General features: G+C 63.6%; 13 protein-coding genes. 6 read left to right on the forward strand and 7 right to left on the reverse strand.

The window, feature by feature from the left end:
- Positions 1-3 precede the first annotated feature (3 nt).
- The 3 genes from J2R80_RS39445 to deoC all read right to left on the reverse strand — a co-directional run bounded on the left by J2R80_RS39445 (position 4) and on the right by deoC (position 3941).
- Entirely contained in the window at positions 4-459 is a 456-nt protein-coding gene (locus J2R80_RS39445; RefSeq protein WP_141341644.1) for an RbsD/FucU family protein, read from the reverse strand.
- A gap of 79 nt (positions 460-538) precedes the next feature.
- On the reverse strand, positions 539-2926 hold the full coding sequence (locus J2R80_RS39450; protein WP_141341647.1) for an aldehyde dehydrogenase family protein: 2388 nt from the start codon (positions 2924-2926) through the stop codon (positions 539-541).
- A gap of 10 nt (positions 2927-2936) precedes the next feature.
- Positions 2937-3941 (reverse strand): deoxyribose-phosphate aldolase, encoded by a 1005-nt coding sequence (deoC, locus tag J2R80_RS39455; protein ID WP_141341685.1) that lies wholly within the window; start codon positions 3939-3941, stop codon positions 2937-2939.
- Between the two features lie 257 nt (positions 3942-4198).
- Here deoC and J2R80_RS39460 point away from each other — a divergent pair, with 257 nt between their 5' ends.
- Complete coding sequence (locus tag J2R80_RS39460; RefSeq protein WP_057018878.1) at positions 4199-4993, forward strand: DeoR/GlpR family DNA-binding transcription regulator; 795 nt, start codon at positions 4199-4201, stop codon at positions 4991-4993.
- A gap of 80 nt (positions 4994-5073) precedes the next feature.
- Here the strand turns inward: J2R80_RS39460 and J2R80_RS39465 are convergent, their stop codons facing one another.
- The 3 genes from J2R80_RS39465 to J2R80_RS39475 all read right to left on the reverse strand — a co-directional run bounded on the left by J2R80_RS39465 (position 5074) and on the right by J2R80_RS39475 (position 8896).
- Positions 5074-6225 (reverse strand): substrate-binding domain-containing protein, encoded by a 1152-nt coding sequence (locus J2R80_RS39465; RefSeq protein WP_141341650.1) that lies wholly within the window; start codon positions 6223-6225, stop codon positions 5074-5076.
- A gap of 101 nt (positions 6226-6326) precedes the next feature.
- Positions 6327-7319, reverse strand: a complete 993-nt coding sequence (locus J2R80_RS39470) for an ABC transporter permease (protein ID WP_253624233.1) — start codon at positions 7317-7319, stop codon at positions 6327-6329.
- Positions 7316-8896 carry a sugar ABC transporter ATP-binding protein gene (locus J2R80_RS39475; protein WP_253640478.1) on the reverse strand — a complete coding sequence of 527 codons (1581 nt, stop codon included), beginning with the start codon at positions 8894-8896 and terminating at the stop codon, positions 7316-7318. The genes J2R80_RS39470 and J2R80_RS39475 overlap by 4 nt, the downstream gene beginning before the upstream one ends.
- 259 nt (positions 8897-9155) lie before the next feature.
- Between J2R80_RS39475 and J2R80_RS39480 the strand changes: the two genes are divergently transcribed.
- A complete protein-coding gene (locus J2R80_RS39480; protein ID WP_057018881.1) occupies positions 9156-10988 on the forward strand; it encodes a PQQ-binding-like beta-propeller repeat protein in 1833 nt (610 codons plus the stop codon).
- Between the two features lie 99 nt (positions 10989-11087).
- Positions 11088-11369 (forward strand): hypothetical protein, encoded by a 282-nt coding sequence (locus tag J2R80_RS39485; RefSeq protein ID WP_143270976.1) that lies wholly within the window; start codon positions 11088-11090, stop codon positions 11367-11369.
- A gap of 1167 nt (positions 11370-12536) precedes the next feature.
- Here the strand turns inward: J2R80_RS39485 and J2R80_RS39490 are convergent.
- Positions 12537-13232 (reverse strand): hypothetical protein, encoded by a 696-nt coding sequence (locus J2R80_RS39490; RefSeq protein WP_253640479.1) that lies wholly within the window; start codon positions 13230-13232, stop codon positions 12537-12539.
- A gap of 780 nt (positions 13233-14012) precedes the next feature.
- Between J2R80_RS39490 and J2R80_RS39495 the strand changes: the two genes are divergently transcribed.
- The 3 genes from J2R80_RS39495 (at position 14013) to J2R80_RS39505 (ending at position 15212) form a co-directional block, all read left to right on the forward strand.
- Positions 14013-14270: a hypothetical protein gene (locus J2R80_RS39495; RefSeq protein WP_253640480.1), complete on the forward strand. Its 258-nt coding sequence runs from the start codon at positions 14013-14015 to the stop codon at positions 14268-14270.
- Between the two features lie 304 nt (positions 14271-14574).
- Positions 14575-14763 carry a type II toxin-antitoxin system HicA family toxin gene (locus J2R80_RS39500; RefSeq protein ID WP_253640481.1) on the forward strand — a complete coding sequence of 63 codons (189 nt, stop codon included), beginning with the start codon at positions 14575-14577 and terminating at the stop codon, positions 14761-14763.
- Between the two features lie 56 nt (positions 14764-14819).
- Positions 14820-15212, forward strand: a complete 393-nt coding sequence (locus tag J2R80_RS39505; RefSeq protein WP_253640482.1) for a type II toxin-antitoxin system HicB family antitoxin — start codon at positions 14820-14822, stop codon at positions 15210-15212.
- Positions 15213-15215 lie beyond the last annotated feature (3 nt).

The raw sequence follows: 15215 nt of genomic DNA on the forward strand, positions 1-15215 counted from the left end.
TCGTCACTCCCCGTCCGGCCCGATCACGCCCTTGCTGAACAGGAAGCAGCCGTAGAAGCGCCGCTCGCCCGTCGCGATCACGCAATAGGCCGTCTTGGCCTTCTCGTAGAAAGCGTGGCGCTCGACGCCGACCAGCGGCCATGACCGTCCCTCCGCGCGATCGATCGCGGCCTGCACCTCGCGCTGCACGGGTGGCACTTCCTGAGCCTGGCCGACAATCTCCATGCGGATCGCTGCATCGTCGACAAACGTATCGAGCGGCATCACCGACAGCATCGCCTCGATCGCCCTAGCCGCGCTGACATTGTCGATGCGCAGCAACCGGCCGAGAACTGTCTGCCGCGCGATCGAGTCGGCTGGAAAATTGGTATCGCACACCACCAGGCGATCACCATGCCCCATCGCCCGCAGGGCATAGAGTACGTCGGCATTGAGCAGTGGATCGATGCCCTTGAGCATGTTGCGTCCCTCCCTCGTGTTCAAACTCGCCGGACTCTGACGGTCCGAACCCCATCGATATCACCGTGAGGTGACGTCGCTAGTCACCGTACGGAATCCAGATGTTCTTCACCTGCACCGCGTGGCGGAGCAGGATCGGGCCCTCGCTCGCGGCCTTGTCGTACCAATCGAGCGCGAGGCCATGATCGACCAGCGTCCGTTTGAGATTGCCGATCGACAGCCGTTCGGCGGCCGCTGAGGCGTCCTGCGATCCGAACGCCCAGAGCGCGTCGACATCGTCGTGCTCGGCAAGCACCTTGACCAGCTCGCTGTGATCGCCGGTGACGATGTTGACCACGCCGCCAGGCACGTCCGAGGTCTCCAGCACCTGGTAGAAGTCGGTCGCGGCGAGCGGATGCCGCTCGCTGGGCACGGCGACGACCCGGTTGCCCATCGCAACCAGCGGCGCCACCAGGCTGATGAAGGCAAGCAGCGGCGCCTCGTCGGGACAGGCGACGCCGACCACGCCGATCGGCTCATGCATCGCGAGCGCCACGCCGCGCAGCGGCGGCGCGTGGACGGATCCTTCGAATTTGTCCGCCCAGGCGCCATAGCTGAACAACCGCTCGATGCTCGCATCGACTTCCGCGCGCGCCTTCGCAGCCAACACGCCGGTCATGTCGGCGATACGCCGGGCGAATTCGTCGCCGCGCGCGGAAAGATTCTCGGCAAGGTAATAGAGGATCTGGGCGCGATTATGCGCCGTCGCCCGCGCCCAAGACTCGGCGGAGCGCGCCGCGGCCACCGCATTGCGGATATCCTTGCGATTGCCCTCGCCTGCCTCGCCGAGGCGCCGGCCCTTCGGCGACAGCACCGGACGCGAATAATTGCCGTCCGGGCGCACCTGCTTGCCGCCGACGAACAGTTTCGCCGTTCGATCGATCGGCGGCACATCGAATCCGGCGCTGGCGCCAGAAGCCGTCGCCAGCGGCGATGCCTTGGCCCGCGCCTTGCGCCCGCTCCAGGCCTTCGGCTTGAGGTACTCATACATGCCTTCACGGCCGCCCTCGCGGCCGAAGCCGGACTCGCGATAGCCGCCGAAGCCGACGCTGGCGTCGAACAGATTGGTGGCGTTGACCCAGACCACGCCGGCCAGCAGCTTCGGCGCGATATCGAGCGCCAGACCGATCGTCTCGCTCCACACGCTGGCGGCAAGGCCGTAGCGCGTGTTGTTGGCGAGCATCACGGCCTCGTCAGGGGTGCGGAACGTCATCGCCACCAGAACAGGGCCGAAGATTTCTTCGGTCGCAACCGTCGAGGATGGATGCACGTTCCAGAGCAAGGTCGGCGGATAGAAACATCCTTCCGCCGGGATGGCACCGGACGCCTGATATTTCTCGGCGCCTTCCTTCACCCCGGTCTCGACCAGCGACTTGATCCGTTCGAGTTGTACCGGTGCGACCACCGCGCCCATGTCGATCGCCTTGTCGAGCGGCATGCCGACGCGAAGCGTCTCCATGCGGCGGATCAGGCGCCGGCGGAAAGTCTCCGCGATCCCCTCCTGCAGCAGCAGCCGCGAACCGGCGCAGCAGACCTGGCCTTGGTTGAACCAGATCGCATCCACCACGCCTTCCACCGCGCCGTCGATATCGGCATCGTCGAACACGATGAACGGCGACTTGCCGCCGAGCTCCAGCGTGAGGGACTTGCCGGTGCCTGCGGTCGACTGGCGGATCAACCGCCCGACCTCGGTCGAGCCGGTGAACGCGATCTTGTCGACGCCAGGGCTTTCGACCAGCAGCGCGCCGGTGGCACCGTCGCCGGTCACGACGTTCAACACGCCCGGCGGCAGGCCGGCCTCGGCCGACAGTTCGGCGAACAGCAGCGCGGTGAGCGAGGTGAACTCCGCCGGCTTCAGCACCACCGTATTGCCCGCGGCCAGCGCCGGCGCGATCTTCCACGCCAGCATCAGCAGCGGAAAATTCCACGGAATGATCTGCCCGATCACGCCAACCGGCACCTGATCGGTGAATTCGCGCTCCTGCAGCTGCGCCCAGCCGGCGTGATAGAGGAAATGGCGCGCAGCGAGCGGCACGTCGAGATCGCGGGTTTCCCGGATCGGCTTGCCGTTGTCGATCGCCTCCAGCACGGCGAACAGCCGGGCGTGACGCTGCAGCATGCGCGCCAACGCATAGAGATGACGCGCGCGACCGTGACCGCCAAGCTTTGCCCACGCTGTCTGCGCGGTGCGTGCGGCGCTGACCGCCGCCTCGACATCGGCAGCAGCGCCCTGCGCGATGCGCGCCAGCGTCTTGCGCGTGGCCGGCTCGGTCGTCGTGAGGTGTTTGCCGGCGTGCGGCGCTGTGAACTTGCCGGCGATGAAATGCCCGAACGTGGCGCCATGCCGCGCCAGCCAGGCGCGTGCCTCGCCGTCCGCCTCCGGCGCGGGGCCATACTCCATGGTCTCGAAATAGCTTGCGACGCTCATCGCTGGAGTTTCATCCCACGGGGTGGCGATTGAAGGCCGAATAGTGGCCGGTCAAGTGATGCTCGAGCTGTCGCTCGATATCGGCGAGCAGGCTGGAGGCGCCGATACGGAACAGGTCCGGCTCGAGCCAGTCGCGGCCCAGTTCCTCCTTCATCAGGAACTGATAGTTGAGCACGTCCTTTGCCGTCGAGATTCCGCCAGCCGGCTTGAAGCCGATCTGGTAGCCGGTACGCTCCTGATAGACGCGGATCATCCGCAGCATCGCGAGCGTCACCGGCAGCGTCGCGTTGACGCCTTCCTTGCCGGTGGAGGTCTTGATGAAATCGGCGCCGGCCATCATGCAGACCATCGACGCCTTGGCGACATTGCGCAGCGTCTTGAGATCGCCGGTGGCCAGGATCGTCTTCAGATGCGCGTCGCCGCAGGCGGCGCGGAAATCCTGCACCTCGGCGTAAAGCGCCCGCCAATCGCCGGTCAGCACATGCTCGCGCGTGATGACGATGTCGATCTCCTGCGCGCCGTCGCGGACCGACGCTTCGATCTCCTTCAGCTTCAGATCGTGCGGCACGAGGCCTGCGGGAAATCCGGTCGAGACCGCGGCGACCGGGATGTCCGATCCGCTGAGCGCTTCGACGGCCGTCGCCACGAACCGATGGTAGACACAGACCGCGCCGGTATGCAGCTCACGGCCGGCAAAGCCGAGCCGCTCGAGAAGGTCGCCGCGCACCGGCGCTTTGGCCTTGGCGCAGAGGCGCTTCACCCGTTCGGTCGTATCGTCGCCATTGAGCGTCGTCAGGTCGATGCAGGTGATCGCCTTGAGAAGCCACGCCGCCTGCGCGTCCTTCTTGACCGTGCGCCGGCCCGGCAGGCTCGCAACGCGGCGTTCGGCGGCCGACAGATTGATCCTGATCTCGTCGACCCAATCCATCTCGAGCGCGCGGCCGCTGTTGCGCGGGAGCTGATGCCCGCCGCCCGGGGAAGGCGACTGCGCGGCCAATGGGGACGGATTCTGCATGAAGACGCTCTGCGTCATGGAGGCGCCGTGCGTCCTAGCGAATCGACGAGATCGCCAGATAGACTGAATGTGTCGATCGCAACATGTGATCCTCCCCTGACCTTGCCGCGGGGTTTGCCGACTGCCTGAGGACGACATCGTCCCCGACCTTCGATCAGCCCGCCGGACTGGATGTTATTATTGTAACAAATCGACGTTGATAAACTCACAACATTGTAAGATCATTGTCAATCGGATAAGCAAGCCCGGCGATCAAAATGGCTGAAACATCGAACGCACGACCAAGCGAGACGCGCGTGCAGCGCCTGCAGAGGCTGCGCCGCGCCGTCGAATCGAGCGGCACGCTGCATCTGAAGGACGCCGCCGAGCTCCTCAAGGTTTCCGAAATGACGGTCCGGCGCGATCTCGCCGGGCCGGACGCCGCGCTGGCGCTGCTCGGCGGCTACGTCGTCAATGCGGCGTCGCCGACCGGGGTCAAGTACACGTTCGAGCAGGAGATCGATCAGCACACCCAGGACAAGCGCCTGGCCTGCCGGTCTGCCGCGGCCTCGATCAAGGAAGGCGATACGATCTTCATCGATTGCGGCACGACGATGCAGTCGCTGGCGGACTGCCTGCCGGAGGACCTGCCGCTTTCGGTGATCTGCTATTCGATGAACGTGGCGTCGATCGTCACGCGACGGCCGGCCACGCAGGTGATGCTGATGGGCGGCCTCTACCATCCGTCGTCGCAGTCCTTTGCGTCGGACGACGGCCTATCCTATCTGCGGCGGCTCGGCATCAACAAGGCCTTCATCTCCGCGGGCGGCGTGCACTGGACCCGCGGCGCGAGCTGCTCGAATTTTCACGAGGTCGCCGTCAAGCAGGCCGTCATCGAGACCGCGATGGAAAGCATCCTGGTGATCGACGCCAGCAAGCTCGGCAGCCTCAAGTCGGCGTTCTTCTCCGATATCGGCGCGTTCTCGCGCATCATCGTCGGCGGCGCGGCGTCAGCGGACATGCGCAAGCACTTCCGTAGCCTTCCCGTCGAGTACGTGACCAGCGCAACCTGATCCGAGCGGGGGCTGGCACGCCCTGATCAGGCTGCTCACGATGCGCGGGCTCGCGGGACCACGCATCGCACTCCTGCGGCTCAGTTGCAGGCAGGCTTCGCCTTGTTGCAGGCGTCGGTCAGCTCCGGCGGCGGCTCCTTCTTGAACACCGTCTTGTAGGATTCCAACACGTTGGACTGCGTCACCGGCAGCGACTGCACACCGATCCAGCCGGGCGTTTCCTTGCCGAGCAGCGCGTTCATCATGGCCATCGCTTCGGCGACACCCTGGTCATAGGGGCGCTGCGATCCGGTCGCCTTCAGCGGGCCACCCTTGGCGATCTCGATCGCCGATTGCAGGCCGAGATCGACGGTGGCGACCGGAATGTCGATGCCCTGCGCGCGCATCGAGCTCAGCGTATCGAGCGCCGGCTGGTCCCAGACCGCGAACAGACCCTTGATATCCGGATTGCCGGTGAGGAAGTCGCCCGCGATCTGCGACACCTTCGGCGGGTCGGTGAAGTCGACCTGCTTCATCTTGATGTCGGGACGATTCTTCTGCATCCACTCACGGACGCCCTTGGTGCGCTCGTTGGTGCTGAAATAATCGACGCCGAAATTGACGAGGCCGATGGTGCCGCCCTGCGCGACGCAGGACGCCAGGATCTGGGCCGCGATCAGGCCGTTGCCCTGGCTATCCGCCGAGATCATGGAGGCATATTCCTCCGGATGCTTCAGGCCGGTCGGGATGCTGTCCATCAGCACGAGCTTGATGCCGGCCTTGGCGATCTTCTTGTAGGTCGGTGCGGTCGCCGTGAAATCGACCGGGATCGAGATGATGCCATCCGGATGCTGCTGGATGGTGTTCTCGATATCGGCGATCTGCTTGTCGACCTGATATTCGGCGGACGCGACGCCGGTGACGGTCACACCGTACTTCTTCAGCGTATCGGTGATGCCCTGGATCTGCAGTTGCGCCCAGTCGAGATTGACGGTCTGCATGGAGATGCCGACCTTGAAATGCTTCTCCCTGATCTTGGCGGCATCGGCGTCCGACAGCGCCAGCACTTCGGGCGAGGCGGCCTTCTCGCCGTGCGGCCCCTGACCGACGATCGATTTCGGTCCAAGCGTCGCGAGATCGATGCCCTTGACGCAGGTTGCAGGCACTTCGGCGCGGGCCGAGGCGGCGATCGAAATGGTCGTCGCCGCGATCAACGCGGTCAGCGGCAGGGTTTGTCGCAAGATCGGCTTCATTGTTTCCTCCCGTTTTGGTCGCCGATTGACCGGAGGCCGGCGACCTTGCCCCTACCCTTGCAACGCCTGACCTTGCGGCCCATGCGCTGCACCGTCGTGCTCTAGCGTTTCGTGAAGGCGACCGCGGCCACGATGATCGCTCCCTTGATGACGAGCTGCAGCGGCGAGCTGACGCCGAGCAGCACGAGGCCGTTGTTGAGTGTGCCGATGATGAGGCTGCCGAACAGCGTCCCCAGGATGTAGCCGCGCCCGCCGAACAGGCTGCAACCACCGAGGATCACGGCGGCGATGACGTCGAGCTCCATGCCCTGCACGACGTCGGGCCGCGCGGCGTGCGAGCGCGCGGACAGCACCAGCGCCGCGAACCCGGCCAGCGCGCCGGTCAGCACAAAGGCCGCGGTCGTCACCCACTTGGTGTTAATGCCGGAATACAGCGCCGCGGTCGGATTGCCGCCGACCGCATAGATGCGGCGGCCGAACACGTTATAGTGCAGCAGCAGGATGCCGACGATCATCGCCACCAGCGTCCAGGCGATCGGAACCGGTATGCCCAGGAACGAGCCTTCGCCGAAGATCGCAAAGTAGGTCTCGTTGGTGATGATGACAGGCTTGGTATTGGTCACCATCATCGCCAAACCGCGCGCCATGCTCAGTGAACCCAGCGTCACCAGGAACGACGGGATCGAGAGCTGCGTGGTCAGGATGCCATTGAGCAGCCCGACCAGCGCGCCCGTGCCGAGCCCGGCAACAGCGCCGACGATCCAGCTGTTGTTGATCTGACTCATCGCGAGCGCCGCGGCCATGCCCGACAGCGCCAATGTCGATGCGACCGACAGATCGATCTGGCGCGCGATGATCACAAAGGTCATGCCGACCGCGATGATCGAGACCAGCGTGGTCTGGCGTCCGATGTTCAGGAAATTGTCGACCGACAGGAACCAGGGCGAGGACAGGCTGAACACGACCAGCAGCACCACGAAGGCGATGTACAGCATGTAGGGCCGCTCGCCCCGCAGCAGATTCTGCAGCAGCTTGCGGCGTCGATCGGATCGGGTCGACGAGGCGACGAGGTTGGGCGCGGTCAGTTCGGTCATGCGGGCAGCTCTTGCAATACACCTTGTTCGGAAGCCTGGTAGATCTGCAGCAGATGATGGAGCTCTTCGGCATCATCGATCTCCCCGCGCACCAGCGTTCGCGCCACGCGTCCATCGACGATCACGGAGATGCGGTCGCAGAGCTCGATCAGTTCGACGAGGTCCGACGAGACCACCAGGACGCTGGTGCCGTCGCGGGCGGCATTGCGGATCACGCCGTAGATCTCCTCGCGCGCGCCGACGTCGACGCCAACCGTCGGCTCGTCCAGCAGCAGCACGCGCGGCCGCGGATCATTCCATTTTCCGAACACGACCTTCTGCTGGTTGCCGCCGGACAATGTCCTGACCAGGCTCGAGGCGCCTTGCGCCTTCACCGACAGCCTCGCCACCGCAGCATCCGCACGCCGGGCGGCGGCGCGCTGCTGCATGAAGCCCCAGCGCGAGAATTGCAGAATCCGCGGCAAGGTGATGTTGCGCTCGATCGAATGATCCAGCACCAGGCCCTGCATGTGCCGGTCTTCCGGCACCAGCGCGACGCCATGGTCGATCGCATCGGCCGCGCCGTTCGGCGGCCACGGCCGGCCCTCGATCGCCAGTGTGCCGCTCTCGACCGGCCGAAGGCCGAAGATCGTCTCCAGGATCTCGGTGCGCCCGCTGCCGATCAATCCGGCAAGGCCGTGGATCTCACCCTTCATCACGGACAATTCGACGGCCGACAGGCGATCGTTGGACACGCCCGACAGCGACAGAACCGGCGATGGATCGAACGAACGCGCAACTGCAGGTTCAGCGCGCGACGCCGCGGGCGCCAATCGATCGGTGCCGATGATGGAGTTCACCAGCCGCTTCATGTCGGTCTCGGCGGTGACGAACGTGCCGGCATTGGCGCCGTCGCGGAGCACCGTGACACGCTGCGAGATCTCGAACACCTCGTTGAGCCGATGCGTCACATAGATCACGCCGACGCCGCGGCGCGTCGCCTTGCCGATCGCGTCGAACAGGATACGAACTTCATCCGAAGTCAGGGACGATGTCGGTTCATCGAGGATCAACAGGCGCACCTCGCCCATCAGCGCCTTGGCGATCTCGGTCATCTGGCGGTAGGCGAACGGCAGCGAGCCGACTGCTGCCTTGGTATCGAGGGGAATGCCGAGCTCGCTCAGGAACGCCCCGGCCCTGGCCATCAGTTCGCGCTTGCGGACAAAGCCGAACCGCGTACGCGGCTCGCGGCCGAGCAACAGATTGTCGGCGACGCTCAGCGACTCGACGAGACTGAGGTCCTGATAGACGACGGCGATGCCTGCCTCGCGCGATCTAGCCGGACTGTCGAACGTAGCTGGTTTGCCGGCGATCTCGATCGTGCCGCTGTCGGCCGCGTGGACACCACTAAGGATCTTGATCAGCGTGGACTTGCCGGCCCCGTTCTCGCCCAGCAGCGCGTGCACCTCGCCGGCCCGGACCTCGAGGTTGACGTCGCGCAACGCCCGCACGCCGCCGAAGCGCTTGTTGATGCCACCGACCATCAACAGCGCCGTCGACGGCCGAGGCTCGGCTGCGATCGAACCGGACAATTCCAAATTTTCCTCCCGTCGACCGCGCGCGGCGCTGGTACGATGGTGACATATTGTTATTTTTGCAACTTATCTTGTTATAATTCTATCACATCGACCGACCTGTCAATGGGAGATCGCGCCGGCGGGCGCTCGAATTGAAGGCGGCGATCGGATCCTGCACCGCCATACGTGCGGCCGGCCTCCGCCAAGCACGATGGCAGCCGGAAGGTTGTGCTAAGCTGCAATTGCTCTCTTCATCAAAAACCAACGCCGGTGAATCACGATGAAACTGAGTGCTGCGATTGCCATCGCCCTGATCTCGTCTTGCCTGCCCGCCGCGGCGCAGCAAGCCGGTGCCGACCTCTACGCGCAACGCTGTGCGCAATGTCACGACAGCAGCAACGCGGCTGTTCGCGCGCCGAGCCGCACCGCGCTGCAATCCAGATCGTTCGACGAGGTGCTTGGTGCGATCACCACGGGCCCGATGGCATCCTTCGCGCAGGGACTGACCAGCGACGAGCGGGCGGCGATCGCCTCACTCGTCACCGGAAAGGCCGCGTCGCTCGTGCCAACCGAGAGCGCAGGCCAATGCGCGCAGAACGAGACCGGCTTTCCGCAGCCGATCGATGGGCCGCGGTGGAACGGTTGGGGCACGGATATCAACAACAGCCGGTTTCAGCCGGCGGCAATGGCCGGCCTCGCGCAAGACCAGGTCCCGCGGCTGCGTCTGAAATGGGCGTTCGGATTTCCTGACACGTCGAACGCCAACGCGCAGCCGGCCGTCGTCGGCGGCTTGCTGTTCGTCGGTGGCGGCGACCGCAAGGTCCACGCCCTCGACGCCAAAAGCGGCTGCACGCGCTGGGCGTTTCCGACCGAGGCGCCGGTGCGGACGGCCATCAGCTTTGCCCCGCTGGACAACGGCCAGCCTGCCATCTTCTTTGGCGATGTGCGTGCCAACGTCTACGCCCTGAATGCCGCGACCGGCAAACTGATCTGGAAGAGCAAGGTCGACGATCATGTGGCCGCCCGGATTACCGGTGCGCCAGTGTTCTATTCCGGCGTCGTCTATGTCGGCGTTTCATCGATCGAGGAGGCTATCGGGTCTCGTCCCACCTACCAGTGCTGTACGTTTCGCGGCAGCGTCGTTGCGCTGAAGGCCGAGACCGGCGCGCAGATCTGGAAGGCCTATACGATTCCCGAGGCACCGCATCCGACACGGGCGAACGCCCTCGGGACCCAGCTGTTCGGTCCGGCCGGCGCGTCGGTCTGGTCCGCGCCGACGATCGACGTGCAGCGCCAGGCGCTCTATGTCGCGACCTCGAACAGCTATGCCGACCCGGCAACCGACACCAGCGATGCCATCCTCGCGTTCGATCTCGCGACCGGCCGAATGCTTTGGCACCAACAGGCCACACCGAAGGACAGCTTCGTCGTTGCGTGTTTCGGCACCGATCAGAGCAATTGTCCGGAAGACCGCGGCCCCGACCATGATTTCGGCCAATCACCGATCCTGGTGAGCCTGCGTAACGGACAGCGCGTGCTGGTGATCGGCCAGAAATCCGGCGTGGTCCACGCGCTCGATCCCGACCACGAGGGCAAGATCCTGTGGCAGACGCGGATCGGCAAGGGTGGCGCGTTGGGCGGGACCGAATGGGGTTCCGCCGCCGACCAGGACCGAATCTATGTCGCCAATTCGGACGTACGATTTCTCAGGGACGGCACGCGACGTCTGAATTCAAGCGAAGGTGGCGGCCTGTTCGGGCTCGATCTTGCGACCGGAAGGATCGCGATGCAGGTGGCGCCGGTGGCCTGTGGCGACCGCCCCCAGTGCAGCCCCGCTCTCTCCGCGGCGGTCACCGCCATTCCCGGCGTCGTGTTCTCGGGCGGCGTGAGCGGCTTCCTGCGCGCCTACGCGACCGATGACGCACGGCTGCTCTGGGAAATCGACACCGCCCGCGACTACGCCACGGTCAACGGCGTTGCGGCCCATGGCGGCGCCATGGACGGACCCGGCCCGGTCGTCGTCGACGGCATGCTGTACGTCAATTCCGGCTACGCGCAATGGAGCGGCCTGCCCGGCAACGTTCTGCTGGCCTTTGAGGTCGGCAACCCCTGACGGGTATTTGCGCCGGCAAGCTGAGCACTACTCGCGGCGGGCTATTCGTGCTTTGATGTCGGACAGGATCAGCCGAGAGGTCCGAAGGGAGACCGTGTGGTGCTTGGTGACGTGCTACGCATTTTCACGTCAGGGGCCGCTTCCCTCGCGCGCTCCAATGGTCCCGAATCGCCGATATCAGGGACCGGCGTCCCGAAATCGACCGACATGGCAGCCGCGCTTCAAATCGATGCGCATGTCGTTGCGCACGAAAAACACAGAAACTATAAGTGCTTGAAAGAATGGTCGGAGTGGCAGGATTCGAACCTGCGACCCCTGCGTCCCGAACGTAATCAGCGAGCGAAAAAATCAACAAAAACAACGAAGCTCGATCCTGACTGACCACCTTTATCGCCGTTTGTTCATGGTGTTTCGGTGGTCAATCGGTGGTTGGCAAAGTGAGTAGCGGATTTCTACTCCGCGGGTTGCAGGTTCGAATCCTGCCGGGATCGCCAATGTTTTCAACACGGTGCGCCCTTCGTTCACTCGAAAACGTGTCTCACTTCGTGTTGAAAAAAACCGTTTAGTTTCAAGCTTTCCCGTTTAGTCCCTACGCGTCGATGATACACGGACGGTACACGACGGATTCGTTTTCTGTTCTTCCCGAGCGGAGTGCATATGCGCAAGCACGAACAGGAAAGCGACAAAGCCCGATCAGCGGGGATTGCGCGTGCAGATCACAAAAAGGTCCAACGGCGCTGATGGCCAAGAGGCCTCACAATCGGGATAGGGGGAGTCTCGCGACTCTCCCCTCCCACACCACTGTACATACGGGTCCGTATACGGCGGTTCACCGGATTAAGCGCGAACGGTTTGTTTTGCGTCCGCGCCAGAGGCTCAGATAGTGGTCTCCGTCGTGTCGGCTTCGGCCCCTTTGAGCGGCGCCGTCCGGGCTTCACCCTTTCCCGCCGCTCCAAAGGCCAGTGACCTGGATTTCAGCCGCATGGCCGGCTCGAGGCTTCCACATCCAAACGTCTTTCCAGCGTTCGGGCCTTCAGCGAAACTCGTTCCGCCTACTATGCCGTCTGCTGACTTCTCCGTCGCGATCACGGACCTTGCGGCCCGCTCAGTCCGGTCGCCCGGACACGCCGAAGATCTCCCGAGGTAAGTTCGACCGCCTTCCCTGCACGCCCGCCGGATTTACCACCCCAACCCTTGATGACTGTGGACTTTGCGATCATTGGCTCGCTCGTCCGGTTGGGTAGGCCTCGTTATCCGGTTTTTGTCCATCGGGCCGCAGGTTTGCTCCACGCTTCCTTCAGACCCCACCTCGCGATGACGCCCTTGCGCTTCGCTAACCCTTCGCCGCCATCAGGCTGGGTAAAGGACTTCCACCTCCAAGCTGTCGAACATGCTCGGCACACCAAGAGAAACCCGCCGGAGCGACCGGCGGGTTTCCTTTCGTTGGGAGTGTGCTCAGCTGCTGAATTTCACCCCTGGAATTATGCTCGCGGCGAGCGAGCTGTTCAAGCCGGGAGAGCACTCGCTGGCGGCTCCGGCCGCGCGAGGCTAAGCCGTCATTGACTGAGATGTGGCCGGCAAGAGCGCCTTTGCAGCCTTGGCCAGGCTTGAGAACACCGGCGGGCTATCATCACCAAACACATTTATGAAGCCGTCGTCTTCCCCGCTGTCCTGCCGCTCGATCGCGGCGTCAATGTAGGTCAGCATTGCATGGAGGCCCTGCAGCGTGGACGGAACAGTCTCCGCAAGCCTCTGAGCCGCGTCAGTCTCTCGCTTACAAATGAGAGCGAAATCCTCATCAGGCATGTCGTCATCATCTGCGCCCACCACAACATCACGGGCTTCGCGATGTGCATCTATCGCTTCAAAGGTCGGGTCAGTCTTGGGAGGGGAGAACACAGTGCGCCTCCGCTGAGGTTCAACAGATGAAGTCGCAGCGCTTGCAGGCGCGATCGACTCCATAGCTACCGCGAGGCGTCTCACGAGAGCGAAGAGAAAGTCAAAGTGCTTGCGCGTTCCCTTTTCTAAATTCGGAAATCGAATGTCATCGCTGAAATCTTCCCCATCAAATTCGCACACATAGCTAAGCAGCTCCCGGATCCCGCAGAGGGTCATTTGCTCAGTTTCTAAAAGCTCCCGGGCTAGATCGAACGTCTCTTCACCAGCCCTGATCGACGCAGCTTGCGCCGCTGGATGCGCCGGGTCGGCGTCGGGAAGCGCGCCTTGCTTTTCCAGACACTCCACATAGACAGCGCCGGCCCGCCGGTGCCGCTTCGATCACAGCAGAGATCGGATCAGCGGCAGGATACAGATCATCCAACATCGCGGGGGCAGCGGTCGGTACGGCGGTGGCGATCGTGGTTGTGGCGATAAAATTCATCATAGATCTCCTACTCAACACGGCGCCCTCGGCGCCCGGCTTACAAGTCGACGCGATCAGAGATGGTTCGATCGGTATCTGCCCTGGCAGCGATGCGTCCGTGGGACTAGCTGAGATTCGAGGTGGCGGAGATAATCGAGCGCCATCGGGCGCAATGATCTTGATGGTCATGAACACTCTCGGATTTGGCCGATCAAGGCCAGCACCGGCATCGGGCCGGCAGCCGGGGGTTGATCGCCAGCCGAGAGACTGGCCAGACGCTTTTAAGGGTTTCCCCTCTGGACAGCACGTCCGCCCCCGGCCAAAATGGCCAGGTTCGGAGCCGCGCCGCCAAGCGCGTCCGTCGAGCCGGTCAAACTGACCAGCTCATTCAGCCGCCTGCAGATCGACGCCAATCGATCGGCAAGCTCCCGCCAAGGAGCGCGGCTATATCTCGGTCCGGGCGATCAAACCCAACGGACAGATTCCCTGATTTGCAGCCGATTGCCAAGCCCCCCTTCCGGGGCCGCTTTTGGCGCGCCGGCGCCCGCTAGTGCATAAGTCGAATATCGGGAGCTTACTCTAGGGGAAGCGGTGACCCAACCAGAGGCAGAGTGTTCAAGTTGCAATCCCCGAAATCCGAGGTACGCAAGGATATATCACCCATGACGCGCCGCCCCGCCACCACTCTCCCCGGCGTCTATCCCCCGCGACAGCCGGCCGCGATGGCCGCTGGCTATTGCGGCGAAGTCTCCGTTGAGGCTTTCCTGCGCCAGGTGAAGGCCGGAACCTACCCGCCGCCAGCGGTCAAGGTAGGACGACGACAGATATGGCTGACGGCAGAGCTTGACCGATCGATCGCCCGGGCGACAGGCCGGCCTTGTGCCCAGGAAACCGCGGCCGACGTCGAGGCAGATTTTTGAACCTCGCCTATCGGGCGAGCTTTAGCGCCGCCCTCACGGCTTCCCACGGCGCGCCCGCGCTCGCGCCGAGCCACCGACAATCCCCTCGAATTATGCGTTACATTTCCCCAAATATTCCGTCACAGAAGTGGGTATGTAACGTGGGGCGTTGAGCAAAAGTCCGCCTACGCTGTCCCCTACTCTGATCTCGAATTCTTCGTCACAAAGGCCCGCATGTGGGCAGCCGAACTGGTGAAACTGGAACCTTTCCCTGTCGGTTCAATTATCCGTTGACACCGCGCATTCAGTGTGTATCAATACACACATGAAATCGGCGGATGTCATCAGAGTGCTGAAAGATGATGGCTGGAAGCCAGTTGCCCAGAAGGGCAGCCACATTCAGTTCAAGCATCCGACAAAGCCGGGCCGCGTGACGGTCCCGCACCCAAAGAGAGATATCCCGATCGGCACGCTCAAGAGCATCGAAAAGCAAGCCGATCTGACGCTGACATGAGCTTTGGCAGGCTCGACCGTCTGAGTTGGAGAACTCGCGAACCGCTGGAGAGCGACATGCGCCACTACATCGCCCTAATCCATAAGGACGCCCACAGCGACTACGGCGTCTCGTTTCCCGACCTCCCCGGCGTGATCACCGCAGGGACGGATCTGGACGATGCCCGCGCCATGGCGGCTGAAGCTCTCGCCCTTCATCTTCAGGGTATGGCGGAGGACAACGAGGCCGTTCCCGAGCCTTCGTCACTCGAGGACATCATGGCGAACGCCGAAAACAGGGATGGCGTTGCCGTGCTGATCCCGGCACCCGCGGACGAGGTCAAGACCGTGCGCGTCAATGTCACCTTCCCGGAGGACGTCTTGAGCGAGATCGACCAATACGCCGAGCAACACGGCTTTACGCGGTCCGGCTTTCTCGCCCAGGCAGCGAAGAAGGCAATAGCCGCCTAGATC

This window comes from Bradyrhizobium sp. USDA 4541 (assembly GCF_024171085.1).
In the GTDB taxonomy this organism is placed as follows: Bacteria; Pseudomonadota; Alphaproteobacteria; order Rhizobiales; family Xanthobacteraceae; genus Bradyrhizobium; species Bradyrhizobium australafricanum.